This window comes from Acidisphaera sp. L21, from assembly GCF_009765685.1.
In the GTDB taxonomy this organism is placed as follows: domain Bacteria; phylum Pseudomonadota; class Alphaproteobacteria; order Acetobacterales; family Acetobacteraceae; genus LMUY01.
Window position 1 is genome coordinate 24,251 of sequence record NZ_LMUY01000074.1, and the last position, 25,309, is coordinate 49,559.

General features: G+C 64.6%; 24 protein-coding genes and 1 tRNA gene. 14 read left to right on the forward strand and 11 right to left on the reverse strand.

Annotated features, from left to right (window positions below; translation table 11 throughout):
- From tmk to GSQ76_RS14325, 6 genes are all read left to right on the forward strand, one after another.
- Complete coding sequence (gene tmk / locus GSQ76_RS14300) at positions 1-612, forward strand: dTMP kinase (protein WP_158744661.1); 612 nt, start codon at positions 1-3, stop codon at positions 610-612.
- The gene (locus tag GSQ76_RS14305; protein WP_158744586.1) at positions 609-1,610 is read left to right on the forward strand and encodes a DNA polymerase III subunit delta'; all 1,002 of its coding nucleotides are present in this window, start codon (positions 609-611) and stop codon (positions 1,608-1,610) included. Before tmk ends, GSQ76_RS14305 begins: the two co-directional genes overlap by 4 nt.
- Positions 1,607-3,142 carry a methionine--tRNA ligase gene (metG, locus tag GSQ76_RS14310; RefSeq protein ID WP_158744587.1) on the forward strand — a complete coding sequence of 512 codons (1,536 nt, stop codon included), beginning with the start codon at positions 1,607-1,609 and terminating at the stop codon, positions 3,140-3,142. The genes GSQ76_RS14305 and metG overlap by 4 nt, the downstream gene beginning before the upstream one ends.
- Positions 3,143-3,913, forward strand: a complete 771-nt coding sequence (locus GSQ76_RS14315) for a TatD family hydrolase (RefSeq protein WP_158744588.1) — start codon at positions 3,143-3,145, stop codon at positions 3,911-3,913.
- Positions 3,913-4,704, forward strand: coding sequence for an MBL fold metallo-hydrolase (locus GSQ76_RS14320; RefSeq protein WP_158744589.1), 792 nt, complete (start codon positions 3,913-3,915; stop codon positions 4,702-4,704). Before GSQ76_RS14315 ends, GSQ76_RS14320 begins: the two co-directional genes overlap by 1 nt.
- 79 nt (positions 4,705-4,783) lie before the next feature.
- Positions 4,784-5,611 carry a hypothetical protein gene (locus GSQ76_RS14325; protein WP_158744590.1) on the forward strand — a complete coding sequence of 276 codons (828 nt, stop codon included), beginning with the start codon at positions 4,784-4,786 and terminating at the stop codon, positions 5,609-5,611.
- Between the two features lie 519 nt (positions 5,612-6,130).
- Here GSQ76_RS14325 and GSQ76_RS32340 read toward each other — a convergent pair.
- Entirely contained in the window at positions 6,131-6,262 is a 132-nt protein-coding gene (locus tag GSQ76_RS32340; protein ID WP_256366984.1) for a hypothetical protein, read from the reverse strand.
- A gap of 326 nt (positions 6,263-6,588) precedes the next feature.
- On the opposite strand from GSQ76_RS32340, the gene GSQ76_RS14330 reads away from it, so the two are divergent.
- Entirely contained in the window at positions 6,589-6,804 is a 216-nt protein-coding gene (locus tag GSQ76_RS14330; RefSeq protein WP_158744591.1) for a hypothetical protein, read from the forward strand.
- A 265-nt stretch (positions 6,805-7,069) separates the two neighbouring features.
- Here GSQ76_RS14330 and GSQ76_RS14335 read toward each other — a convergent pair.
- From GSQ76_RS14335 to ssb, 5 genes are all read right to left on the reverse strand, one after another.
- Positions 7,070-7,145 (reverse strand) — tRNA-Lys (locus GSQ76_RS14335).
- A 44-nt stretch (positions 7,146-7,189) separates the two neighbouring features.
- Positions 7,190-7,714, reverse strand: a complete 525-nt coding sequence (locus GSQ76_RS14340) for a peptidylprolyl isomerase (RefSeq protein ID WP_254070410.1) — start codon at positions 7,712-7,714, stop codon at positions 7,190-7,192.
- Positions 7,715-7,792: 78 nt separating this feature from the next.
- Positions 7,793-8,335 carry a pantetheine-phosphate adenylyltransferase gene (gene coaD / locus GSQ76_RS14345; protein WP_158744662.1) on the reverse strand — a complete coding sequence of 181 codons (543 nt, stop codon included), beginning with the start codon at positions 8,333-8,335 and terminating at the stop codon, positions 7,793-7,795.
- On the reverse strand, positions 8,319-11,183 hold the full coding sequence (gyrA, locus tag GSQ76_RS14350; protein ID WP_158744593.1) for a DNA gyrase subunit A: 2,865 nt from the start codon (positions 11,181-11,183) through the stop codon (positions 8,319-8,321). The genes coaD and gyrA overlap by 17 nt, the downstream gene beginning before the upstream one ends.
- Before the next feature lie 9 nt (positions 11,184-11,192).
- Positions 11,193-11,705, reverse strand: coding sequence for a single-stranded DNA-binding protein (gene ssb, locus GSQ76_RS14355; RefSeq protein WP_158744594.1), 513 nt, complete (start codon positions 11,703-11,705; stop codon positions 11,193-11,195).
- Positions 11,706-11,913: 208 nt separating this feature from the next.
- Between ssb and uvrA the strand changes: the two genes are divergently transcribed.
- The 3 genes from uvrA (at position 11,914) to GSQ76_RS14370 (ending at position 16,548) form a co-directional block, all read left to right on the forward strand.
- On the forward strand, positions 11,914-14,802 hold the full coding sequence (gene uvrA / locus GSQ76_RS14360; protein ID WP_158744595.1) for an excinuclease ABC subunit UvrA: 2,889 nt from the start codon (positions 11,914-11,916) through the stop codon (positions 14,800-14,802).
- 178 nt (positions 14,803-14,980) lie between these two features.
- Positions 14,981-15,250 (forward strand): DUF805 domain-containing protein, encoded by a 270-nt coding sequence (locus GSQ76_RS14365; RefSeq protein WP_158744596.1) that lies wholly within the window; start codon positions 14,981-14,983, stop codon positions 15,248-15,250.
- Between the two features lie 68 nt (positions 15,251-15,318).
- Complete coding sequence (locus GSQ76_RS14370) at positions 15,319-16,548, forward strand: Zn-dependent hydrolase (protein ID WP_158744597.1); 1,230 nt, start codon at positions 15,319-15,321, stop codon at positions 16,546-16,548.
- A 35-nt stretch (positions 16,549-16,583) separates the two neighbouring features.
- Here GSQ76_RS14370 and GSQ76_RS14375 read toward each other — a convergent pair whose 3' ends face one another.
- Entirely contained in the window at positions 16,584-18,158 is a 1,575-nt protein-coding gene (locus GSQ76_RS14375; protein WP_158744598.1) for an ABC transporter substrate-binding protein, read from the reverse strand.
- Between the two features lie 119 nt (positions 18,159-18,277).
- On the opposite strand from GSQ76_RS14375, the gene GSQ76_RS31820 reads away from it, so the two are divergent.
- From GSQ76_RS31820 to GSQ76_RS14390, 3 genes are read left to right on the forward strand one after another with little or no spacing between them, the layout of a single operon-like run.
- Positions 18,278-18,754: a GtrA family protein gene (locus GSQ76_RS31820; protein ID WP_158744599.1), complete on the forward strand. Its 477-nt coding sequence runs from the start codon at positions 18,278-18,280 to the stop codon at positions 18,752-18,754.
- A complete protein-coding gene (locus GSQ76_RS14385) occupies positions 18,751-19,710 on the forward strand; it encodes a glycosyltransferase (protein WP_254070411.1) in 960 nt (319 codons plus the stop codon). The genes GSQ76_RS31820 and GSQ76_RS14385 overlap by 4 nt, the downstream gene beginning before the upstream one ends.
- A 13-nt stretch (positions 19,711-19,723) precedes the next feature.
- Positions 19,724-20,332: a DNA-3-methyladenine glycosylase I gene (locus tag GSQ76_RS14390; protein WP_158744601.1), complete on the forward strand. Its 609-nt coding sequence runs from the start codon at positions 19,724-19,726 to the stop codon at positions 20,330-20,332.
- Here the strand turns inward: GSQ76_RS14390 and galE are convergent.
- Positions 20,317-21,324 carry a UDP-glucose 4-epimerase GalE gene (gene galE, locus GSQ76_RS14395; RefSeq protein WP_158744602.1) on the reverse strand — a complete coding sequence of 336 codons (1,008 nt, stop codon included), beginning with the start codon at positions 21,322-21,324 and terminating at the stop codon, positions 20,317-20,319. The two genes, GSQ76_RS14390 and galE, sit on opposite strands and share 16 nt — an antisense overlap.
- A gap of 127 nt (positions 21,325-21,451) precedes the next feature.
- On the opposite strand from galE, the gene GSQ76_RS14400 reads away from it, so the two are divergent.
- The gene (locus GSQ76_RS14400) at positions 21,452-23,737 is read left to right on the forward strand and encodes a xanthine dehydrogenase family protein molybdopterin-binding subunit (RefSeq protein WP_158744603.1); all 2,286 of its coding nucleotides are present in this window, start codon (positions 21,452-21,454) and stop codon (positions 23,735-23,737) included.
- Positions 23,738-23,782: 45 nt separating this feature from the next.
- On the opposite strand, the gene GSQ76_RS14405 is transcribed toward GSQ76_RS14400, so the two are convergent.
- The 3 genes from GSQ76_RS14405 to GSQ76_RS31125 all read right to left on the reverse strand — a co-directional run.
- Positions 23,783-24,091, reverse strand: a complete 309-nt coding sequence (locus tag GSQ76_RS14405; RefSeq protein ID WP_158744604.1) for a putative quinol monooxygenase — start codon at positions 24,089-24,091, stop codon at positions 23,783-23,785.
- A gap of 60 nt (positions 24,092-24,151) precedes the next feature.
- Positions 24,152-24,892 carry an ABC transporter ATP-binding protein gene (locus GSQ76_RS14410; RefSeq protein WP_158744605.1) on the reverse strand — a complete coding sequence of 247 codons (741 nt, stop codon included), beginning with the start codon at positions 24,890-24,892 and terminating at the stop codon, positions 24,152-24,154.
- Positions 24,879-25,309, reverse strand: a 431-nt coding sequence (locus GSQ76_RS31125; protein ID WP_216851062.1) for an ATP-binding cassette domain-containing protein, incomplete at its 5' end; no start/stop codon positions are given. The genes GSQ76_RS14410 and GSQ76_RS31125, both read right to left, overlap by 14 nt.

Genomic DNA, 25,309 nt, shown 5'->3' on the forward strand with positions numbered 1-25,309 from the left:
CTGTTCATCACGCTGGAAGGCGGCGAGGGGGCGGGTAAATCCACCCAGGCGCGCCGCCTGGCTGCGTGGCTGGCCGGGCAAGGGCGGCCGGTGCTGCTGACCCGCGAGCCCGGCGGCTCGCCCGGCGCCGAAACCCTCCGTGGCCTGCTGCTATCGGGGCTGCATGATTGGTCGCCCGAGGCGGAAACCCTGCTGCACTTTGCCGCCCGGGCCGAGCACGTGGCCCGCACCATCCGCCCCGCGCTGGCCGCGGGTATGGTCGTGGTGTGCGACCGGTTCTACGATTCCACAATGGCGTATCAGGGTTATGGACAGGGGGCGGACCAGGCGCACATCGCCGGGTTGATCGCGTTGCTGGGCATCGCACCCGACCTGACGTTGGTGCTGGACGTGTCGGAGGCCGTTGCGACCGCCCGAATGGCAGCCCGCGCCCGCGCACTAGACAGATACGACCGGCTAGGCGCCGGCTTCCACGCCCGCGTCGCCGACGGGTTTCGCAGCATCGCCGCCGCGCATCCGGCGCGGTGCCGCGTCATCGACGCGAATGGCAATGCGGACCAGGTGCTCGCCGCCGTCACCACCATCGTCGCGTCTAGACTGCAGGGCGCATGACCACTCTCGCCCCCCGGGAAAACCCGCTGCTGTTCGGCCACGCCGCGGCGGAGGGGCAGATCCTCGACGCATTGCGCAGTGGCCGTATGCACCATGCCTGGTTGGTCACCGGCTCACCCGGCGTCGGTAAGGCCACGCTCGCCTACCGCTTCGCCCGCCGCCTTCTCGCCGGCATCCACCCCGGCGACACCCTTGCGGTCGACCCGGCATCCCCCGTATTCCGCCGCATCGCCATCGGCAGCCACGCCGATCTGCTGACGGTGGAGAGGGAATGGGACGAGAAGAAGTCCCGTCTGCGCGGCGAAATCGTGGTGGACGACGTGCGCGCCGTCTCCAACTTCCTGCGCCTGACCCCGGCGGAGGGCGGCTGGCGCGTGGTGGTGGTGGACGGGGCGGAGCACATGAACCGCAACGCCGCCAATGCCCTGCTCAAGATGCTGGAAGAGCCGCCACCCCGCGCCGTCCTGCTGTTGACCTGCGCCGCGCCCGGCCGGTTGCTGCCGACCATTCGTAGCCGCTGCCGCCGGCTGGGCCTGCTCCCGCTGACCCAGAGCGAGATGGAAACCGGCCTGTCCGACTACCTGCCCGACACGCCGGTGCTGGAGCGCAGTCGCCTTGCCGAACTCGCCGCCGGGTCGCTGGGCCGGGCGTTGCTACTGTCGGAGGAGAAGGGCCTGCAGCTCGCCGCCCTGGCCAGTGAAGTGCTGGATAATGTGCCCGACCTGCCCAAACTGCGCGCCTTCGCCATCGCCGAGGCGCTCGGGGGCCGGGCGGAGGATCGGTTCACCCCATTCATGACACTGCTGCGCGATGCCTTGTCGGATTCGGTGCGCCGCGCTGCTCGCGGCTCGTCCGAACGGTTGGCGGATGTGCGTCCCCTAGCCGAGTGGGTCGAAGTGTGGCAGTCGCTGACCCATATCCAGATCGAGACGGAGCGCCTGAACCTCGATCGGCGTCAGGCGCTGCTGTCCTCGATCGCATTGCTGAACGGGCCATGACCGAAACATTCTACATCACCACGCCCATTTATTACGTGAATGGCGCGCCGCATATCGGCCACGCCTACACCTCCATCGCGGCGGACGTGTTGGCGCGATGGATGCGGATGGAGGGCAGGGAGGTCTACTTCCTGACCGGCACGGACGAGCACGGGCAGAAAGTCGCCCAGGCCGCCGCGGCCGCCGGGCAGGACCCGCAGAGTTTCGTGGACGGCCTGGCTGCGGAATTCCGCGACATGTCCGCCAAGATGAACATCTCCAACGACGATTTCATCCGCACCACGGAGGAGCGGCACAAGCAAGGCTGCGCGGCCCTGTGGAAAATTCTGGCCGATAAGGACGAAATCTACCTCGGCCATTACGAGGGTTGGTATGCCCTGCGGGACGAGGCGTTCTACGGCGAGGACGAGGTCACGACCCGCCCGGATGGAACGAAAATTTCGCCCTTCGGCTCCCCGGTGGAATGGGTGAAGGAACCGAACTATCTGTTCCGCATGTCCGCCTGGGGCGACCGGTTGCTGGCGTTCTACGAGGCCAATCCGGAGTTTCTCGGCCCGAGCTCTACCCGTAGCGAGATCATCAGCTTCGTAAAGGGCGGGATGACCGACCTTTCCGTCAGCCGGGCATCGCTGACCTGGGGCGTGCCGGTGCCAGGCGACCCGGAACAGGTAATGTATGTCTGGCTGGATGCCTTGGCCAACTACATTACCGCGCTGGGTTATCCCGACGAATCAGCACCTTTGTGGCGGTTCTGGCCAGCGAACGTGCACTTCGTCGGTAAAGATATCGCCCGGTTTCACACCGTCATCTGGCCCGCGTTCCTGATGGCCGCCGGCATCCCGGTGCCCAAGCGCGTCTATGCCAACGGCTGGTGGACGGTCGAGGGCGAGAAGATGAGCAAGTCGGTCGGCAACGTCATCGACCCGCGCGACCTGGTGAAGGAATTCGGGCTCGACGTCGTACGATTCTTCCTGCTGCGGGAAATGCCGTTTGGCAACGACGGCGACTTCAACCGCCGCGCTTTGATCGGTCGCATGAACAGCGAGTTGGCGAACGACCTTGGCAATCTGGCGCAGCGCTCCCTGTCATTGATCGCCCGCAACTGCGACGCCAAACTGCCCGAGCGCGGCCCGGCGACCGAGGACGACACCGAAATCCTGTCCCAGGCCATGGCGCTGCCCGGCATCATGCAGCCGAAGCTGCTGCGCCAGATCTACGGTGACGCGCTGGAGGATGCCTGGAAGGTGATCCGCGCCGCCAACGCCTATATCGACCGCCAGGCGCCCTGGGTGCTGCGCAAAACCGATACCGTGCGCATGGCCGCGGTGCTGCGCGTCCTGGCCGACGCGCTGCGCCCAATCGCCACGGTGCTGCTGCCGTTCATGCCCGGCGCGATGGGCGCGATGCTGGACCAACTTGGGGTGCCCGCGGACGCCCGCGACTTCGCCGCCTTGGCCACGCCGTTGCCCGGCGGCATTACCCTGCCGCCACCGCAAGGCATCTTCCCACGCTACACGGGTGACGCCGCGTAGATGCTGATCGATTCACACTGCCACCTCGACTATTTCACCGCCGAACTGGACGGAATCCTCGCCCGCGCTGCGGAGGCGGGCGTAGGCGAGTTGGTCACCATAGGCACGACGCTGGATCAATCCCTGGCGATCCGGACCCTGGCGGAGTCGCACGCCAACGTCTGGTGCACGATCGGCGTCCACCCGCAAAGCGCTGCTAAAGCCCCGGTGCCGACTCCCGAGGCGCTCGTCGCCATGGCCGACCACCCGAAGGTCATCGGGATCGGTGAGTCCGGGCTCGACTATTTCTACGACACTGCGCCGAAGGACGTTCAGCAGGCCTCCTTCCGCGCCCATATCCGCGCCGCCCGCATGGCTAGCGTGCCGCTATGCATTCACGCGCGAGATGCCGACACGGATATCGCCACGATCCTGCGGGAAGAACGGGAGGAGGGCGGCCATTACGACTTTCTGCTGCACTGCTTTTCCTCCGGCCGCGGCCTGGCCGAGGCGGCCCTGGAGATGGGTGGCTATTTCAGTTTCTCCGGCATCCTGACCTTTCCGAAATCCACTGAAAACCGTGACATAGCCCGGGACATTCCTGCAGACCGGTTGCTTGTGGAGACGGACTCGCCGTATCTCGCGCCAGTTCCATTCCGCGGCAAACGCAACGAACCGTCCTACGTCGCCAAAACAGCCGATGTATTGGCGGAGGTACGTGGCCTAACGTCCAACGAACTGGCAGCGCTGACGACCGCCAATTTCCGCCGCTTGTTCCGCCGCGCGGCCTGATGCGCGTCACTATTCTGGGCTGCGGCGGCTCCGCCGGGGTTCCCCAGCTTGGCGGCGCCGACGGCCATGGTGACTGGGGCGCTTGCGACCCGGCGGAGCCCCGCAACCGTCGCACCCGCACCTCCATCGTCGTGGAAAGCGCCGCGTGCCAGCGACTATTGGTCGATACGGGGCCGGAAATGCGCTGCCAGTTGCTCGCAGCCGGTGTGCCGAAGGTGGATGCAGTGTTGTTCACCCACTCCCACGCCGACCACATCACCGGGCTAGACGACGTGCGCATCCTGAACCGGCTTGCCAATTCCCCGCTGCCCGCATTCGGCACCCAATTCACCTTGGGCGAGCTGGCGCAGCGGTTCGACTATGCGTTTCTCCCCTGGAAGCCGCCAACGTTCTTCCGCCCGGTAATGGTGCCGCAGCCGTTCGAATACGGCGACACCATCGAGGCCGCGGGTATGGCGGTACAGGTGTTCGAGCAGGATCACCGCGTGATGAAGACCACGGGGCTACGGATTGGCCAGTTTGGTTACTCGACCGACGTGGTGAATTTGGACGAAACCGCATTTGCCACCCTGGCTGGGATCGACACCTGGCTGGTCGGCTGCTTCCAGCGCGCCGCCCACAGCACCCACGCCAATTTCGAGCGAGTCCTCGGATGGGCAAAACGTGTGGGCGCCCGGCGTACCGTGCTTACCCATATGGGCCCCGACCTCGACTGGGCCTGGATGCAGCAGCGCCTGCCGCCCGGCGTCGAACCCGGTTGGGACGGTCAAGTGTTGGAGATTTTGGACTAAGGCGGCGCATTAACGCTTTCTGAAGCATCATCCGGGCATCACCGTCGCCGACTCTAAAACAGAGCCGGAGGCGGGGAAGGTGACTGCGAAGACAACGATCTTGGCCATGCTGGCTGTTTGCCTACCAATCGCGACTGCCAACGCAGACGCGGACGCCGATGCCGAGGCGTTTCGCGCGATCATGTTGCAGCGGCTGCGTCGGCAGACATTCCCACAATATGTGAATGTTCTGGCAAATGCCGCCCAACTCGGGCAGGTCGCCGTATCCTGCGGCGTCCGGGACGAGCCATGGGGCCGCCGGTATCAAGCAGCGGTTCTAGATGCGTTACAGAAGCATCTGGCCGATCAGGACGCCTTACCACGCCCGGTGAACCTTGGCGAAACCGAGCAAGCCACGCATGCGCTGGGCGAGTTGACATCCAATGTTTCCACGACCGAGCCCGTGCCGCCTGCTTTGTGTGACCGCCTGAAGAGCGATCACGGCGTGGCATTGGCCGGGCTGGATGCGCATGCCGCCGGTAGGACGCCGTTCTCCGTGCCAATCCGCCGGACACCCGAACCGGAGGCCGATGCCCGCCGGGCCTACGTTGGGACAGTCGAGAAGGCGCTGCCTGACGATTTCGGCCAACTCGGCATGCAACTCGCCACTGCCGCGCAATGCACGGAGCTACAGTCCAAGATCCAATCCATTCGCAGCGATCTTGCAGCGCTCGCCGGGCGGCTTCCCAACAGGGAGTATGGGGACGCGGCGACCGCGAAGCTCGCAGGCGCGCGGTCGGCGTTGACGGCAGACCAGACGCCCCCATGCGACCGGCTGGCCGTGCAGTTGACCACACTGACCGATCAGGCAATGCCATTCCTGCGCAGCACGATCGACTCGTTGCAGCCAGATGCGCCTTGGCCGTAGGCTCGGCTGCCATCGATGGGTTCTTTCCATAATCTGCATTATGCGACTTTCATTGATGCAGTTGATGCCCGAAGATGCCGATTGGGTCGCCACGACGCCGGATCGCCTGAACGACTTGTCTTCCCCCTCTGCGGCGCAGCACGGCCGCGTGCCGACCGCTGCAGAGCGTATCCAGGGCGCCCAAGTGGCGACTTGGGCGTGCGATAAGCAGGCAGGCCGAGTGCATCACAAACGGCTGTATAGTGGGCGCCGTATCGTGGACGGCGCTTCACGTGCCCTCACCGCCTTAATGACAAAGGCCGTGGCTGGCCGGACGGTGTTGCCTACGGTGGTGCGAGATCTGCTCAGGCTAAGAGTATCATGATGCCTAGACAACGCCCCAACCATCGGACCAAACCGTTGGAGAGCATAGACGCGAAAACGGATCCATACTCGCCACTGTTGCCTTCGGTGTTCCTTTTCTGACTTACCAGCCGAGCTAAAGCGCTTGGCGGCTCTCTACCCTAATGGGTCAGTAACTCACTTCTGTGTTTCAGTAATCGCCGCATCGCTGGACTTAGACTCGATATCCGGGCTGCGGAGCATTATCACGACCAGGCCGCTGATCATTGCAAGTCCGGCTAATGCAAAAGTAAGGCTGAGAGAGATCATCGATTTACTATCCTGTCTGTGTTTCTATTAACAAGGTGCCTCGTATTGGATTGGATTTGAAGTAGATTCTTGTTAAGGCGTTTCAAGTATTGTCAGCGCTGACTAGAATAGGCCAGGGGTTGAGCGCCCGTCTTGCCAGCCTTGATCCAAGTGGACCGTAACCAGCGATCCGTAGCGGCGCGTCACGCGAGATCGTCAGCTGGCAGGAGGCCCAATCGCTCGTCGACTTCGCGAGAGCGCGTGCGTGGTGGAAGCTGGATGCGACGTCGCGAAGGTCATGAGAAATCGCCGATTTCCCACTTTCGTCGATCTGTGATGACGTAGCGGTGAGCCAGGAATCATATTGGCCGAAGGCAGTTTGCACCCGGGCGGCGGCGGATATCCAAGCCGCTGTCTGTTCCGACGCCAAAGCGGAAGTTATGATCGCCGCGTTCGCCTTGGGCGTTCCGTACGCGACTGCCGACACGGTGGAGGATAAAGCCCAGCCGCATGAGTGCACCGCCAGACGGCAGGCGCAGGATCTGCTGAAGGCACTGGCATGAACCCGGACTGGAAGGGTGTGGCGATCGGCGCCTCCGTGGAAATCAGCACCATCGCAGCATTCTGACGCGGCCGGCCCGGTGCCACGCCGAAGGGCGTCGGCGCGACTAGAACCCGCCGGCCATTGATTGGCCTGGGGAGCGTTTGAACGAGATCTAGGGCACCTTGGAGACGGCGTTGAACAGTGCGACGGCGGAAAGATGACGATCCCCTCCGACGAGTCGTCGTCGCCACCATCTGGTAAGTCATTGGTTCTTGGGGATTTATTGGTGGGCCCGCAGGGGTTCGAACCCTGGACCCCAAGATTAAAAGTCTCGTGCTCTACCAGCTGAGCTACAGGCCCGCCGCGGCACCGCCTAACCCGGCGGTGCCGCTATCGTCAACCGATCAGCTGTTTTCTTCAGCCATCAGGCGCATCTTGATGATTTTGTCCGGGTTGGACACGGATCCACTGCTACCAGCGCCCTTCTTCAGGCCGTCGACAAACTCCATGCCGGATACGACCTGGCCCCAGATCGTGTATTGCCCGTCCAAGAACGGCGCCGGGGCGAAGCAGATGAAGAACTGGCTGTTTGCCGTGTTCGGCGCCTGAGTCCGGGCCGCACCCACGGTGCCCCGCAGGAAGTGGGCGCTGTTGGTGAACTCGGCCTTCAGGTCCGGATATTTGCTGCCACCGCCGCCGGTGCCAGTCGGATCGCCGCCCTGGGCCATGAAGCCGTCGATGACGCGGTGGAACGGCGTGCCGTCGTAGAAGTGCTCGTGGCACAGCAGTTTCACCCGCTCCACATGCAACGGTGCCAGATCTGGACGCAGGCGGATGACGACCCGGCCACCCTTTACGTCCAGGTAAACCGTGTTCTGAGGGTCCAGCGCCGGCTGGCCGTCGGCGGTGGAAGAAGCAGCGTCGCTCATCAAAGCTCCGATCGCAATCGTGGTGAGTAAGGTACGGCGGTTTATACGGCTATCCATGGGAACCTCCCGTGGGAGAAATCAAGCACTGGAGCGCACCCGTGCCAGGGTGCGCTCCAACGTCAACGCGGGCACGAAGGAGGAGATGTCGCCACCCAACTGAGCGATCTCCTTGACGAAACGGGATGATATGAATTGGTGCGTCTCGCTGGCCGTCAGAAACACTGTCTCGATCGTTGGGTCTAGACGGTAATTCATCCCCGCCATCTGAAATTCATAGTCGAAGTCACTGACGGCACGCAGGCCACGGATGATCACACCTGCGCCATTGTCCCGGGCGAAGTCCACTAGCAGGCCGCCGAAGCTTGTCACTTCGATGACTGTTCCCGTTCTAGCAGCGATGGCGTCCATTTCGGCACGGACCAACTCCATGCGCTCCTCGATCGGGAAGATCGGGCCTTTACCGGCATTCGCAGCGACGCCCACCACCAAGTGGTCCAAGATACGGGCCGCACGGCTGATGATGTCGATGTGCCCGTTCGTGACCGGGTCGAACGTGCCGGGGTAAACGCCGGTATGACGGTCTAGCGGGCGCACTGCATTGGGTTCAGCCAAGGGAATCATCATCAGTATCTGCGTCACCGGCGCCATCTGGGTTGTCGACCCCGATGGCGCGGTCCTCAGCGACGCCGTCCTCAGCCACGCCGTCCTCAGGCACCTCGCCCGCGGCCTCGTCCAGTCCGGCAATCGCTTCTGCCACTGGGAAGACCGCCGTCACGTGCTCGCCATCGCTGACGCGAAACAGGGTCACGCCCGTTGCCTGGCGCCCGGTGATCCGCACCCCGTCGCTGCTGATGCGGATGAGCCGCCCGACATTGGTCACCAGCATCACGTCCGTGCCGGGCCGAACCGGCAGGGTGCCTACCACGGCAGTGCCCTTGCGGCCGCCGAGGACTATGTTCGTGATCCCCTGCCCGCCACGCCCAGTCACCCGGTAATCGTAGGCCGAGGATCGCTTACCGAATCCGGCATCCGTCACCGTCAGCAGCAGTTCCTCGCGGTGATCCATCTCTTCCAGCCGCTCGGCGCTCACCTCGCTGGCGTCGTCGGCGCCGGACTCCTCGGAGTCCGCATCTGCCTCGACTGAGCTATCTACGTCCTCACCCTGCGCCCGGCGACGCGCGGCCGCACCCCGCAGGAAGGTCGCGCGCTCGTGCACCGTGGCCTCAACATGGGACAGAACCGACAGGCTGATCACCTCGTCCTGCGCGCCAAGCTTGATGCCCCGCACCCCGGCGCTATCACGCCCAGCGAACACGCGAACCACGTCATCGGTCACTGGGAAGCGGATGCAGCGACCGCGCCGGGTCGCGAGCAACACGTCGTCGCCCTCGCGGCACGTTGCGACGCCGACCAGATGGTCACCTTCGTCCAGCTTCATCGCGATCAGACCTGAAGACCGTACGCGGCCAAAATCGGACAACTTGTTTCGCCGCACCCCGCCGCTGGCCGTGGCGAACAGCAAGTGCAGATTGTCCCACAGCCCCTCATCCTGCGGCAATGGCAGGACAGTGGTGACCGTATCGGTGCCGAGGTCGGGCAGCAGGTTGACCAGAGCGCGACCCTTCGCGGCGGGTTGTGCCTCCGGCAGGCGCCATACCTTCTCCCGGAATGCCTTGCCGCCGGAGGAGAAGAACAGAACCCATTGATGCGTATGGGCATTGAACGAGCGCGTTACGACGTCGTCACCACGCATCCCCGCTGCAGACCGGCCGCGACCGCCGCGAACCTGCTGGCGGAAGGCATCCAGCGGCGTCCTTTTGATGAAGCCGTCGCGAGTGATGGTGACGACCATCTGCCCTGGTTCGATGAGGCTTTCATCGTCCTGGTCGGCGACGGCGTCGACGATCGAGGTCATGCGCGGCGTGGCAATTTCGGCCCGAACGGTAGCCAATTCCTCGCGCATCACCTCCAGCCGGCGCGGACGGCTTCCGATGATCTCCAGCAACTCGGTGATCCGCTCGGCGACCTCGGTCAGTTCCGCCTGGATCTTCTCGCGCTCAAGGCCGGTCAACCGGGCCAGGCGAAGTTCCAGGATACCCCGGGCTTGCGCCTCGGTCAGGTGAACGGTGTGGTTCGGCGGCTCGCCAATAACTTGATTGCCCAGGTCATCGATCAATGCCAGCAGCGCGTCGATATCGCCGGCGGGCCAAGCTCGCGCCATCAGTTCCGTGCGCGCGACCGCCGCGTCGGGGCTGGCGCGGATGACGCGGATCACCTCGTCGATATTGGCAACGGCAATCGCCAAGCCCACCAACAGATGCGCCCGCTCACGCGCCTTATTCAGCTCGAACCGGCTGCGGCGAAGGATCACTTCCTCGCGAAACGCGATGAACGCGGCCAGCGCGTCCTTCAGGCCCATCAGGCGCGGGCGGCCCTGGTCAAGCGCCAGCATGTTGACGCTGAACTGGGTCTGCAGCTGGGTGAACCGATACAGGTGGTTCAGCACCACCTCCGGCGTGGCATCGCGCTTCAGCTCGATCACGATGCGCATGCCGTCGCGGTCCGATTCGTCGCGCAAATCGCTGATGCCCTCGACTTGCTTGGCCCGCACCAATTCGGCGATGCGCTCGATCAGCGTGTTCTTGTTCACCTGGTAAGGGATTTCGCTCACGATGATCGCATTGCGATCCTTGCGGATCTCCTCGATCGCCGCCTTTGCCCGTAGCGGGATGCCGCCTCGCCCGGTCTCGAAGGCCGACCGGATACCGGAGCGCCCGAGGATGATCCCACCGGTCGGGAAGTCCGGCCCGGGAATGATCTTCATCAGTTCGTCGAGGGTGATCTCGGGGTTCTCGATCATCGCAAATGTCGCGTCGATCACTTCTCCGGCGTTGTGCGTCGGGATGTTGGTGGCCATACCCACCGCGATGCCGCTGCCACCGTTGACCAGCAGATTCGGGAACGCGGCCGGGAGCACCTTCGGCTCAACATCGGCTTCGTCGTAGTTCGGCCCAAAATCGACCGTATCCTTGTCGATATCGGCTAGCATGTGCATCGCAGCGCGCGACAGCCGGCTTTCCGTATAACGCATCGCGGCTGGCGGATCGCCGTCGATCGAGCCGAAATTGCCTTGCCCGTCGATCAGCGGCACGCGCAGGCTGAAGGGTTGCGCCATGCGCACCATAGCGTCGTAAATCGCCGAGTCGCCGTGCGGGTGATACTTACCCATCACCTCGCCCACGATACGGGCCGACTTGCGGTAGGCCTTGTCGTGCGTGAAGCCGCTTTCCTGCATCGCATACAGGATCCGGCGATGCACCGGCTTCAGCCCGTCGCGCGCATCCGGGAGCGCACGGCTGACGATGACCGACATGGCGTAGTCGAGGTAGGAGCGACGCATCTCCTCCTCCAGCATGACCGGATGAAGGTCGGGCTGGTCCGGGGGCGTCGGGGGGGTGGTTTCACTCATGTTCAGAACTTAAAATGGGATGTCGTCGTCCAGGTCGCCCCCCTTGTTGGGCTCCCAGGATGGCGCGCCACCGCCACCGGTAGCACCACGCGCTGGCTGGCGAGTGGCCGGCTGGCGCGGCGCGTAGCCACCACTATCGCCGCCCATGCCGCCGCCTTCATCCGCCCCGCGCTGGCTATCCAGCAGGGTGATATCGCCGCGGAACCGGTCCACCACGACTTCAGTGGTGTATTTTTCCTGGCCGGATTGGTCGGTCCATTTGCGGGTCTGCAAGGAGCCCTCGACGTAGAGCTTGCGGCCCTTCTTCACAAACCGCTCGACCACGTCGACCAGGCGATCGTTGAAAATGACCACCCGATGCCACTCAGTCTTCTCCTTGCGCTCACCGGACGCCTTGTCGTTCCAGGTCTCGCTGGTCGCCAGGGTCAGGTTCGCAATCTTGCCGCCGCTTTGCGTGCTGCGGATCTCCGGATCCTTGCCGATATTGCCGACCAGGATCACTTTGTTGACGCTACCGGCCATACCCGAAACCTCCGAATCCGCGTGTCATACCCTGCCCGCCCCCGTGGGTCCATGCCGGGGTATCACTTCATGCAACCAATGGCTCACCAGGTCGCTTGGTGCCAAACAGCGTGCAATGCGGAAAACTCGTTGCCGCGCGTGTCATAACGCCCCATATATCGGGAACAAGACAGGAACGCCAGTGGCGTTTGGTCATTGCGGAGGCTTGATGGACGGATCGATCCCACCGGGGGCAGGCGCTCGCGGCTTCATTACCGTGCGCGGCGCACGGGAACACAACCTCAAGAACATCGACGTCCAGATTCCACGGGACCAGCTGACAGTCATCACCGGGCTGTCCGGCAGCGGGAAGTCGTCGCTCGCCTTCGACACGATTTATGCCGAGGGTCAGCGGCGCTATGTCGAGTCGCTCTCCGCCTATGCCCGCCAGTTCCTGGAATTGATGGGTAAGCCGGATGTCGACAGTATCGAGGGTTTGTCCCCCGCGATCTCGATCGAACAGAAGACCACCAGCCGCAACCCGCGGTCTACCGTTGGCACGGTGACGGAGATCCACGACTACATGCGCCTGCTTTGGGCCCGCGCCGGGGTGCCGTATTCCCCGGCGACCGGGCTGCCGATCGAGGCGCAGACCGTGAGCCAGATGGTAGACCGTGTGCTGGCCATGCCGGAGGGCACGCGCCTTCTGCTGCTGGCCCCCGTGGTACGCGACCGTAAAGGTGAGTACCGAAAGGAATTGGCCGAGTTGCAGCGCCGCGGCTTCACCCGCGCCAAGGTGGATGGCACGCTATACGAGATTGCCGACGTCCCAGCGCTCAACCGCAAGACGAAGCATGATATCGAGGCGGTGATCGACCGTATCGTGGTGCGCCCCGGCATGGAAAGCCGCCTGGCCGATAGCTTCGAAACCGCGCTCGCCATGGCCGATGGCATCGTCTACGCCGAAACTGCCGACACGAAGGCGGAGCGAACGGTGTTCTCCTCCCGTTTCGCCTGCCCGGTTAGCGGTTTCACGATCGAGGAAATCGAGCCGCGGCTGTTCTCCTTCAACTCCCCACACGGCGCCTGCCCGGCCTGCGACGGGTTGGGAATGGAGACATTCTTCGACCCCTCCCTCGTCGTGCCGGATGAGCGCGCCTCGATCGCCGAGGGTGCGGTCGCACCCTGGTCCGGCGCCAAGAGCGAGTATTACGACCAGACGCTCACCTCCATCGCCCGGCACTTCAAGGTGACGACGCGTAAGCCCTGGGACGAACTGCCCGAGCATGTGCGCGACGTGATCCTAATGGGCGGCAAGGAGCCGATCGAGTTCACCTATAAGGACGGCGTGCGCAGCTACAGCGTCACGAAGCCTTTCGAGGGCGTGCTGCGCAACCTGGAGCGCCGTTGGCAGGAGACGGATTCCGCCTGGGTGCGTGAGGAAATGAGCCGCTACCAGGCAGAAAAGCCGTGCAAGGTATGCGATGGCGCACGGCTGAAGCCGGAGGCGCTGGCGGTGCGCATCGCAGGTGAACACATCGCGGCTGCCTCCGATCTGTCGATCCGCCGGGCCCTGGAATGGTTCTCCAAGGTGGAGGCAACGCTGACCCCGCAGCGCGCCGAGATCGCCGGGCGTATCCTGAAAGAGATCCTGGAGCGGCTGCGCTTTTTGGACGATGTGGGCTTGGAATACCTGACCCTATCGCGCGGCAGCACCACGCTGTCCGGCGGAGAAAGCCAGCGCATCCGCCTGGCCAGCCAAATCGGTAGCGGGCTGACCGGCGTATTGTACGTGCTCGACGAGCCCAGTATCGGTCTGCACCAGCGCGATAACGAGCGCCTGTTGGGAACGCTGCGCCGGCTGAAGGCGCTTGGCAACACCGTGCTGGTGGTGGAGCATGATGAGGACGCGATCCGCGCCGCCGACCACCTGATCGACATGGGCCCGGCGGCAGGGACGCTCGGCGGTCATGTGATCGCGGCCGGCACCCCGGCGGAAGTCGCGGCCAACCCAAAATCGCTCACCGGTGACTACCTGTCGGGGCGGCGACGGATCGAGGTACCGGCGCAACGGCGCAAGGTGGATCCTAAGCGGTTCATTCGCGTCATCGGCGCCCGCGGCAATAATTTGAAGGGCGATGTCGCCGAGTTCCCGCTTGGCACGTTCACCTGCATCAGCGGCGTGTCCGGTGGCGGCAAATCCACGTTGGTGATCGACACGTTATGGAAGGCGGCAAGCCGGCGGTTGATGGGCAGCGGCCAGGTACCAGCGCCGCATGAGCGGATCGAGGGACTGGATCAACTGGACAAAATTATCGACATCGACCAGTCCCCAATCGGCCGTACGCCGCGCAGCAACCCGGCGACCTATACCGATCTGTTCGCGCCGATCCGCGATTGGTTCGCCGAACTACCGGAAAGCCGTGCTCGTGGCTACAAATCCGGCCGATTCAGCTTCAACGTGAAGGGCGGCCGGTGCGAGGCATGCCAGGGCGACGGCGTGCTGAAGATCGAGATGCACTTCCTGCCCGACGTGTTCGTTACTTGCGACACCTGCAAGGGTGCGCGCTACAACCGCGAAACGTTGGACATCAAGTTCCGCGGCAAGTCGATCGCCGAAGTGCTGGACATGACGATTGACGAAGCCACCGCTTATTTCAGCGCCCAGCCCAAAATCCGAGACCGGTTGAGCATTCTACAGCGCGTAGGCCTGGGCTACGTCAAGCTCGGCCAGCAAGCCACCACATTATCGGGTGGTGAGGCGCAGCGCATCAAGCTGAGCAAGGAACTCGCCCGGCGCGCCACGGGGCGGACATTGTATATCTTGGACGAACCCACCACCGGATTGCATTTCGAGGATGTGCGCAAGCTGCTGGAGGTGCTGCACGCCCTGGTGGATCAGGGCAACTCCGTCATCGTCATCGAGCACAATCTCGAGGTCATCAAGACGGCCGATTGGGTCCTGGATCTCGGGCCCGAAGGTGGCGAAGGCGGCGGCCGCATCGTGGCGCAAGGTACACCGGAGACGATTGCCGCGTCGGCGGAGAGTCATACCGGGCGCTTCCTGGCGCCCTTGTTAGTAGCGATCGGAAAGAAGAAAATCCGCAAACGCGCGTGAGACCTCGTACTGAATCGGGGCGCTTTGTCAGTTGCGGCTCCCGCATCATCATCCCGAAATGACAATTCGGATGTGACCGCCAGGGTGATGACCCAAGCTTTTCTGACTGGATCAACCGGAAGGTCTACTGACTGAAGTAGGCGTTGCGCGTCATCGTCGCCAACATGGGGAGGCGGCAATGGATGTCGTCGCTCTGGATAGCGACATATTGTCGTCGCTCATGTCGCTGCGGACGATCGTCCCGAACCTGGCTCTGGGCATAAAACGGTGCCAAGACCGGGACCATGCCGGCTGGTTTCTGCTGATCGGGCTGATACCGCTCGTTGGCGCGGTCTGGTTGGGCGGCGAACTCGGCTTTCTCCGCGGTATGGAGGGGACCAATCGCTTCGGTCCGGATCCGCCTAACAATACTGACGGCGGCTTTCGTCCAGCCCACGGCCCGATATAGGACCCGCAACCCCTTCCCTCCCTCGGCAGATCGCTTCAGGATCGCGCTTTCGCCCGTCGGAGCGCACTATGGCCACCATCGATACTGCCCGTTTCCTTGCCGACCTGAACGATCTGCGGAAGATCGGCGCGTATAAAACCGGGGTGCATCGCCCCACTTTCTCGCCACAGGACATGGAATCCCGGCGCTGGCTGATGGCGCGCATGGCTGAAATCGGGCTGGAGCCGGTGTTGGACGGCATCGGCAACGTCTACGGCCGCAACACGGGGCCTGGCCCGTACATGCTGGTCGGCAGTCACATCGAATCTCAGAACTACGCCGGGTGGCTGGATGGCGCGCTGGGTGTTGTGGCCGGGCTCGCCTTGGCGCGCGCCGGGTTGCCCGTCGATGTCTGCGCCTTCGCCGACGAGGAAGGGCATTTCGAGGGTGGCTTCCTGGGCAGTCGCTCCTTCATCGGGGATCTGAGCGACGACGAGATGGACCACGCCCGCAGCCGCAACGACGGCTCCCCGCTGCGGGACGCGCTGAAGGCGGCCGGGTTGGAAGGTGTCCCCCGCATCACCGTGGAAAAGGGCCGGCATAAGGGCTACCTCGAACTCCATATCGAACAGGGCACGAGCTTGGAGGGAGCCGGGCAACAGACCGGTATCGTCACCGGTATCGTGGCAATCTGGCAATTCCGCCTCACCATCATTGGCCAGCAGGACCATGCCGGCGGCACAACGATGGCGGAACGCAAGGACGCCGGGCTTACGGCAGTGCGGCTGCTGGCGGCGATCGACGAAACCTTCCCGCTCGTCTGTGGTGACCGCACGGTGTGGACCACCGGTTCCATCGTGCTGGAGCCCGGCGCACCCTCGATCATCCCCGGCAAGGCGGAGATCCTGTTCCAATTCCGCGACGTGGATTGGTCGACGCTGGAAAGGCTGGAGAAGCATTTGCGTGCCCTGGTGCAGGAGAGCAATCGCCGCGAGCGCTGCACCACCGAGCTTTCGATCATCCGCCGCTCCATCCCCGCCATTTGCGACCCGGCCATCATGACTGCACTCGAACGGTCGGCCGAACAGCGCATTCCTGGCGGCTGGCGGGCCATGCCCAGCGGTGCCGGGCACGATGCGCAGGTGCTGGCACAGGTGATGCCGTCGGCCATGCTGTTCAGCCCCAGCATCGGCGGCATCAGCCATCACTGGGCAGAGGACACCAAGGAAGAAGACCTGGCCGTCTGCTGCGAAGTCATGGGCGACGCGGTGGAGATGTTCCTGAAGTCAAACGACTACACGCCGCCTGCTAAGGCGTAGGGCAGCCCTAAGCGTGCACTACCGGACCGACGGTGTCAGCTTTTCTTCAGGTTCCAGAACAGAGGGAACCCGTCCAGCACGCCGGTCAACCCGCGATAGGCGGTGGTGCTGAAGCTTTGGCCCAACGGGATGTAGGGCACGGCCTCGAACGCTTGTTTCTGAATGTCGGCGGCCAGGCGCTTCTGCTCCGCCTCGTCCGCCGCCGCGAGCCATCGGTCACGCGCTGCCTCGATCCCCGGGTTGCTCGGCCAGCCGGGGGACGCGGCCAGGCCGTTGCCGCGCAGCATGACGTTGGTGGCCGGGTTCAGCTGGTCCAGCCCGTCCCAAAAGGTGTGGAATACGTTCCAGCCGCCTTTGTCAGGCGCAACCTGGCTGTCGCGACGCTTCAGAATGGTGCCCCAATCCATGTCCTGCACGTCGACCTTCAGTCCCAGCCGGCGCAGCAAGTCGGCGCCCATGTCGGATACCGCCTTCAGCATTGGGACGTCCTGTGGCGTCAGCACCACCACGACTTCGCCCTTATAGCCGGCGTCGGTGATCGCCTTCGTGGCGGCGGCAAGGTCACGCGGGGTGGTCATCGCCTCCATCCCGGAATCAGTCGCCATGGGAGTGCCGGGGCAGAAGAACCCGGCGGGCACGTGCTTCAGCAAGGCCTGGTCCCCCACCGCAGCGGTCAAGAAGTCCATCTGCGTCACGGCGGACAGCACGGCGCGCCGGATGGCAGGGTTATCGAAGGGCGGGTGCAACTGGTTCATTCGCATCACCGGGATCTGCCCGGTGGGGTTTTGGACATCCAGCGCCACTGCTGGAACTCGCTTCAGACGGGCCAGCATGTCCGGCAGCGGCGCCTCCCACCAATCCACCGTGCCGGATTCCAACGCGGCGGCCGCGGCGTCCGGGTTGGGCGTCACCATCCATTCCACACGGTCGACATTCACCAGCTTCGGCCCGGCCGTCCAATCTGGCGTGCCGCTGGGGCGCGGGACATAGCCGTCGAATTTCTCGTAGACCACACGGCTTCCCGGTATGCGCTCGCTCGCCACGAAGCGGAACGGGCCACTCCCTACCATCTCCGTCAGTTCCTGAAACGGATCGGTTTGCGCCAGGCGTTCGGGCATGATCGCGCACATATTGGTCGCCGATTTACCAAGGGCGTCTGGCAACAGCGGAAACGGACGCTTGAGACGGAATTGGATCGTTTCATCATTCAGCGCGACGACGTCGTCGCTCGCAGCCATCAGCGCCTGGCCGAACCCGTCCCGGGCTGCCCAGCGCCGGATGCTGGCGACGCAGTCCCGCGCCAACACCGGGGTGCCGTCATGGAATTTAAGCCCAGGACGCAGGCCTAGCCGCCATTCGGTGGCGTCTGCGTTCTTCACGGCACCGGCCAGCATTTGCGGCGTAGGGCGAAACTTGCTGTCCAAACCATACAGGGTATCGAACACGGCAAAGCCGTGATTGCGGGTGGTGTAGGCAGTGGTCCACACCGGGTCCAGCACCGTCAGATCCGCTTGCGGGATGAACCGCAACACACGGGGGCTGGCGGCGTGGGCGATGGCCGGCGCGGCTAGGATAGCCGCCGAGCCTGCCAGGAAGTGGCGACGATGCATGCACGGCTCCAGTCGATGCGCCGGGGCAACACACCACGGGCGCGACGATGGCGCTAGCGACGGCAGACGGCTTTTTTGCGGCATCGTCGCCATGCAATAGGGTTGGGTCGCCCGGTGGGATGCCGTATAGCGGCGGGATGCTCGCCCTGTTGGACTGGCTGGTAGACGCCCTCCCCGGGCCGATGCGGCGTTATGTCGTGCCGGCGCATGTCCGGCTACTTGCGCAGTTCATGCAGTTCGGCGTCGTCGGGGTCGCTGGCTTCCTGGCCGACACCGCGGTGGTCTATGCCACCCGGGACATGGCGGGGCTTTATGTCGCGGGGACGCTCGCCTACGCGGTGGCGGTTACCGTCACCTGGTGGCTCAACCGCATCTGGACATTCCGGGGCGCCGGTGCGATTGGCTCGGTGTTTCGGCAATGGCTCACCTTCGCAGCGGCCAATCTGCCCGGCCTCTGCCTCAACTTAGGGACGTATTTCGTGCTGGTGACTGTCGTGCCGGTCTGCGCCGTCCATCCCATACTCGCTATCGCGGCGGGCGCCCTGGCCGGTATGTTCGCCAACTTCACCCTCTCCCGCGCCATGGTGTTTCGGTGATCCGGGTCGCTGTGCTCATTCCCTGCCATAACGAGGAGGTTGCGATCGGCCGGGTCGTGCACCAATTCCGCTCGGCGTTGCCGCAGGCGGTGGTGTTCGTTTACGACAACAACTCCACTGACCGTACCGTTGCGGAGGCGAGTGCGGCCGGCGCCGTGGTGCGGAGCGAGCCATTGCAGGGCAAGGGCAACGTCGTGCGCCGCATGTTCGCGGATATCGAGGCCGACGCCTACATCCTGGTGGATGGCGACGACACCTATGACGCCACCGCCGCGCCGGAAATGCTGCGTCTGCTGGTCGACGGGCCGCTCGACATGGTGACCGCCGCCCGAATCAGCGACACCGCCGGCGCCTATCGCACCGGGCACCGCACCGGCAACGTCGTTCTCACCCGGTTGGTGACAATATTGTTCGGCGACCGGGTGAGCGACATGTTGTCCGGCTACCGCGCCTTCTCCCGCCGGTTCGTGAAGTCGTTCCCCGCCCTATCCACAGGGTTCGAGACGGAGACGGAGTTCACAGTGCACGCGCTGGAACTGGCCATGCCAGTCGGCGAATTGACCGCGTATTACAAGGATCGCCCGGCAGGCTCGGTATCCAAGCTGCACACCTATACCGATGGGCTGCGGATCCTGCGCACCATTCTGCTGCTGATCAAGGAGGCCCGGCCGTTCCAGTTCTTCTTTGCGGGAACGGCCGTCCTCGTATTGGTCGCACTGGTGCTGGGAATACCCGTTGTGGCAGATTTCATGACGACCGGCCTGGTGCCCCGGCTGCCGACCGCCATGCTTGCCACGGCGCTGATGGGGCTGGCCTTCCTCTCCTGCACGTGTGGCTTCATCCTCGACTCAGTTGCGCGGGGGCGGAAGGAAGCCAAGCGGATGGCATATCTTGCAATACCGTCAATCGGGTCGGCCGACATTCCCTGGAGCCGCCACGCAGCGGACGCTGGCTGAGGTGTGTGCGAAGGTGACCACGCCGCTCTGCCGCTGCCATTGGGCTGGCACCGACCCGCTTTATTGCGCCTATCACGACGAGGAGTGGGGCGTTCCGGAATGGGATAGCCGGGCCCTGTGGGAAAAGTTGGTGCTGGATGGCTTCCAGGCCGGGCTCGCCTGGATCACCATCCTGCGCAAACGGGAGGCGTTCCGCACCGCTTTCGCCGCGTTCGATCCGGAAATCGTCGCGCGCTACGGCCAGGCAGATATCGACAGGCTGCTGGGCGATGCCGGGATCGTTCGCTCGCGGGCGAAGATCGAGGCCGCGATTGGCAGTGCGCGCATCTACCTGGCGATGCGCGATGGCGGCGAGGATTTCGCCCAGTTCTGCTGGGGTTTCACCGGCGGCAAGCCGATCCAGAACCAATGGGCCGGCCGTGGCGAGGTGCCTACCGACACCCCGCTGGCGCACGAGATATCGAAGGCGCTGAAAGGCCGCGGGGTCAAGTTCGTCGGCCCGGTGATCACCTATGCCTGGATGCAGGCGGTTGGCATGGTCAACGACCACACGGCGGAGTGCTTTCGCCACCAGCAGGTGCGCAAGCTGGGCTCCAGATCCGGGCTTCAGCGGTCGCGATAACCGCCTTGATGCGCCTTGCGCCAGGTTAAAGCGGTGCGGACGATGTCGCTCAATTCACCATAACGGGGCTGCCAGCCAGCCTCGGCCTTGATCCGGCCAGAGGCGGCGACCAGCACCGCCGGGTCCCCTGGGCGGCGGTCGCCGTAGCGCACCGGCACGGTCAAGCCGGACACTGCCTCCACCGTCGCGATCACCTCGCGGACGGAATGGCCTTTCCCGTTGCCGAGATTATAGATGACGCTGGCCGCATCCTTGCCCGCGGTCTCCAACTGGCTCAACGCGCAGAGATGGGCGGCGCAGAGGTCGGTCACGTGCACGTAGTCGCGGATGCAGGTGCCGTCGGGGGTGGGATAGTCGGTGCCGAAGACCGTCAGTTCGCCCCGGCGGCCCAGGGCGGCGTCGATCACCAGAGGGATCAGATGGGTTTCCGGATCGTGATCCTCGCCGATTCGGCCATCGGGGTCGGCGCCGGCCGCGTTGAAGTAGCGCAGGCAGGCATGGCGCAGCCCGTGGCGTTGGCCGGCCCAATGCAGCGCCCGCTCGATCATCAGCTTGCTCTCGCCGTAGGGCGAACTTGGGCGGAGCGGCGCGTCCTCGGCGATCGGCACAAGGTCTGGTTCGCCGAACAGATTGGCGGTGGAGGACAGGATGAAGCGGGGCACGCCGTGGCGGATGGCAGCGTCGATCAGCGTGAAGCCCCCGCTGGCATTCTCCCGCAGGTAGCGCATCGGCTGCTGCATGCTCTCTCCCACGAGGGACAGCGCGGCGAAATGGATGATGGCATGCCATTCCCGGCCCCCCATCGCCGCGTCCAGGGCCGCCTGGTCGGCGATATCGGCCACGATCAGCTCGACATCCGGCGGCAGGGCGGCTCGGTGGCCCTGGCGAAGGTCGTCGATTACCGTCACGCGTGCTCCCCGTGCCACCAGCAACGCCACCATGTGGCTGCCGACATATCCGGCACCACCGGTGACAAGGAAGCGTTGGGTCACGTAAGCTCCATGCTGCGAATGCGAAACCGACGCTAAAGCAAGGGCCGCCCAAGGCAAGCCTAGCCACGCGGGGGTTTCTTTTCTGCTGAACAGGCCGACATTCTACCGGACGACAGGAGTGACGCTCATGGACATGCCAATCGACGCCAACACCCGTTTTGCGATTGGGCAACCCGTGTCGCGCAAGGAGGATCCGGTGCTGCTGCGGGGCGAGGGCCGCTATAGTGACGACCTGTCGCTGCCCGGGCAGGCCTACGCGGTGGTGGTTCGTAGCCGATACGCCCATGGCGAACTGCGCGGCATCGACGCGGCAGAGGCACTCGCCATGCCCGGCGTACTGGCCGTGATCACTGCCGCCGACCTCGACGCCGCCGGGATTGGCCCGATGCAAGCCGTCGTCGGGAAGCACCGGGATGGGACTGCCACCCCGAAACCGCACCAGACCGCCCTGGCGCGCGACCGCGTGCGCTATGTGGGTGACCCGGTGGCCCTGGTGGTCGCCGAAACCCGCGAACTGGCGAAGGACGCGGCCGAGGCGGTGATGCTGGACATCGACCCCCTGCCCTCCGTAACGGAGGCGCGGGAGGCCGCGGACCCCGGTGCGCCGCAACTGCATGCCGAGGCGCCGGGCAATCTGGTGTTGGACTTTCACTACGGCGACACGGAGGCCGTCAACGCCGCCTTCGCCAAGGCCGCGCACGTGACCAAGCTGGACCTGCGCAACAGCCGCGTGGTGGTCGCCCCAATGGAGCCGCGGTCCGCCTTGGCAACCATCGAGGACGGGCGGCTGGTGCTACGTGTCGGCTGCCAGGGCGTATTCGGCCTGCGCGGCACATTGTCATCGGTGATGAACGTGCCGAAGGAGGAGATCCGGGTGCTGACCGGCAATGTCGGCGGCTCGTTCGGGATGAAGGCGGGTGTCTATCCCGAATACATCGTGCTGCTGCAGGCGGCCCGGATGCTGGGCCGGCCGGTCAAGTGGACGGATGCGCGGTCCGATAGCTTCATGTCCGACAGCCACGGCCGCGACCACGATTTCCTGGGTGAGTTGGCATTGGATTCGGATGGTACCTTCCTGGCCGTCCGGCTGACGGGCTTTGGCAATTTGGGCGCCTACCTCAGCAACGCCACGACCATTCCATCGACGATGAACACCGTGAAGAACGTGATCGGCGTCTACCGCACCCCGTTGGTCGAGGTCGCCAGCATCAATGTGTTCACCAACACCACCCCGGTGGGCGCCTACCGCGGTGCCGGGCGGCCCGAGGGCAATTACTACATGGAGCGGCTGGTCGACACCGCGGCGAAGGAGATGGGGATCGACCGGGTGGAACTGCGCCGGCGCAACCACATCCAGCCCGACCAGATGCCCTACAGGTCGCCGTCCGAGATGGTGTACGATTCCGGTGATTTCCCGGCGTTGCTAGAGGACGCTCTGGGCGCCGCCGACTGGGACGGCTTCGCCAGCCGCAAGGCGGAAAGCCGCCGCCGTGGAAAGCTTCGTGGCATTGGCATAGGCCACTACCTGGAGGTAACGGCCCCTGCCGGCAAGGAAATGGGCGGCATCATCTTTGACGAGGATGGCGGCGTCACGATCGTCACGGGAACGTTGGATTACGGCCAGGGCCATGCGTCTCCCTTCGCGCAGGTGCTGTCCGACCGATTGGGCGTGCCGTTCGACAAGGTGCGGCTGGTGCAGGGCGACAGCGACCGGCTGCTGGCCGGTGGCGGCACTGGCGGTTCCCGCTCGATGATGCAAAGCGGCGCGGCGATCGTCGAGGCGTCGGCCCTGGTGGTGGATAAGGGTCGCGCCCTGGCCGCGGACGCGCTGGAGGCGGCGGAGGCGGATATCGAGTTCTCGACCGGCCGCTTTAACGTAGTCGGCACCGACCGCGCGATCGGCATCATGGACCTGGCCGGCCGGTTCCCCGGTCAACTGAACGTGGAACATGTGACGGAGGGCGTTCCCTCCGCCTTTCCGAACGGGTGCCATGTCTGCGAAGTGGAGGTGGATGAGGAAACCGGCGTCGTCGCGGTGGTGCGTTACACGATGGCGAACGATTTCGGCGTGCTGGTCAACCCGATGCTGGTGGAGGGCCAGACCCATGGCGGTGTCGTCCAAGGCATTGGCCAGGCGCTGCTGGAGCGGACGTCCTATGACTCGGACGGTCAGCTCCTCTCTGGCTCGTTCATGGACTACACCCTGCCCCAGGCGATCCATGCCCCGGGTTTCGTGTTTGTCAGCCATCCCGTGCCGGCGCGAACCAACGCATTGGGCGCCAAAGGCTGCGGCGAGGCCGGCTGTGCCGGGTCGTTGCCAGCGGTGATGAACGCGCTGGCGGACGCGCTGGGCAAGCACATCAGCATGCCCGCCACGCCAGAGCGCGTGTGGGAAGTCATGAAGGCGGCCTGAGGCAGAGAAGCGCCCGCTCCGGCTGAAGCGGGCGCTTCGTTCAGCCTATGCGGCGCTTAGGACGTGAACGGCGCGATTGGCGATGAATTCCTTCGTCTTCGCGCCATACGCGGCCATGTGCGGCGACTTCGCGTGGGCCGCCAATGCCTCCGCGCTCTCCCACTTCTCGATCACCATGAACGTGTCATCGCCGATCTTAGCCTGGAAGCTGCCGATGCCCAGCGCGTCGATCACGGCGGTATACTCGACACAGCCGACCTCGGCATGAACCGCTGGGGTGTTGGCGCGGAACGCCTCCAGGATGTGAGCGCGCTGGCCCGGCTTGGCTGTGATGACGGCGACGACTTGGATCATACTGACACTCTCGTTCCTTCACGGGATATGTAGACCCCGTCGGATGCCCCGACTAGGCGGCTAGTGTTCCGTGCCAGTGCCCGTACTGCCGCCGAGATAGGCCGCGCGCACGTCGCCATTCGCCCACAACTCGTCCGGGCTGCCGGACGTCAGAAGGCGCCCGGTTTCCAGCACGTAGCCGCGGTCGGCCACGGACAGCGCCATATGGGCATTCTGTTCCACCAACAGCACCGTCGTCCCGCGGGACCGGATGTCCGCCACGATGCGGAACACCTGCTGCACGATCAGCGGGGCCAGCCCCAGAGACGGCTCGTCCAGCAACAGCAGTCTCGGCTTCGCCATCAGTCCACGAGCGACCGCGACCATCTGCAGTTGGCCACCCGACAGCGTCCATCCCAGCGCATGCTGCAAGCGGCCGAGATCGGCGAAGTAGCCGATCATCTCGTCCACCTCCGTCTCCAGCGCACGGCGCTTCATGCCCTTGCGATTGCTGGCGCCGAGCAGGATGTTCTCCCGCACCGTCAGCCCCGGGAAAATCCGCCGGCCTTCCGGCACGTGCGCGATACCCAAGCGAACGATCGCCTCCGGCTTCATGCCGCGCAGTGATTGCCCGGCGAGCACGATATCGCCCACCACATCCGGCACCAGTCCAGAAATCGAGCGCAGCGTCGTGCTCTTCCCGGCGCCGTTGGAACCGAGCAGGGCGACGATTTCGCCCTCGCCCACTTCGATGTTCAGGCCCTTCAACACCGGGCCAGCGCCGTACCCGGCCTGCACATCGCGCAGTTCAAGCAGCTTCATGTTCGACCTTGGCCCCTGGAGCTTCGCCGAGATAGGCGGCGATGACATCCGGCTCCCGCAGCACGGTTTGCGGCAGGCCATCGGCGATGCGGCGGCCGAAGTTCAGCACGGTGATGTGGTCGGCCACCGATTCAACGAGGTGCATGTCATGATCGACGATCAGGATCGTCAGCCCATGCCCCTTCAGGCGGCGCAGCAACGCACCCAGTTCGCCTTTCTCGGTCATGTTCAGCCCGGCGGCTGGTTCGTCCAGCAACAGGGTGAGCGGGCTGCCAGCGAGGGCACGCGCGATTTCGACGTGGCGTTGATGGCCGTAGGACAACTCCCCCACGGGCCGCAGCGCATCCTGGCGACGGCCGACGAACTCCAATGCCGCAAGCGCGCGTTCCACAACGGGGCCGGGCTCGTTGGCGACAT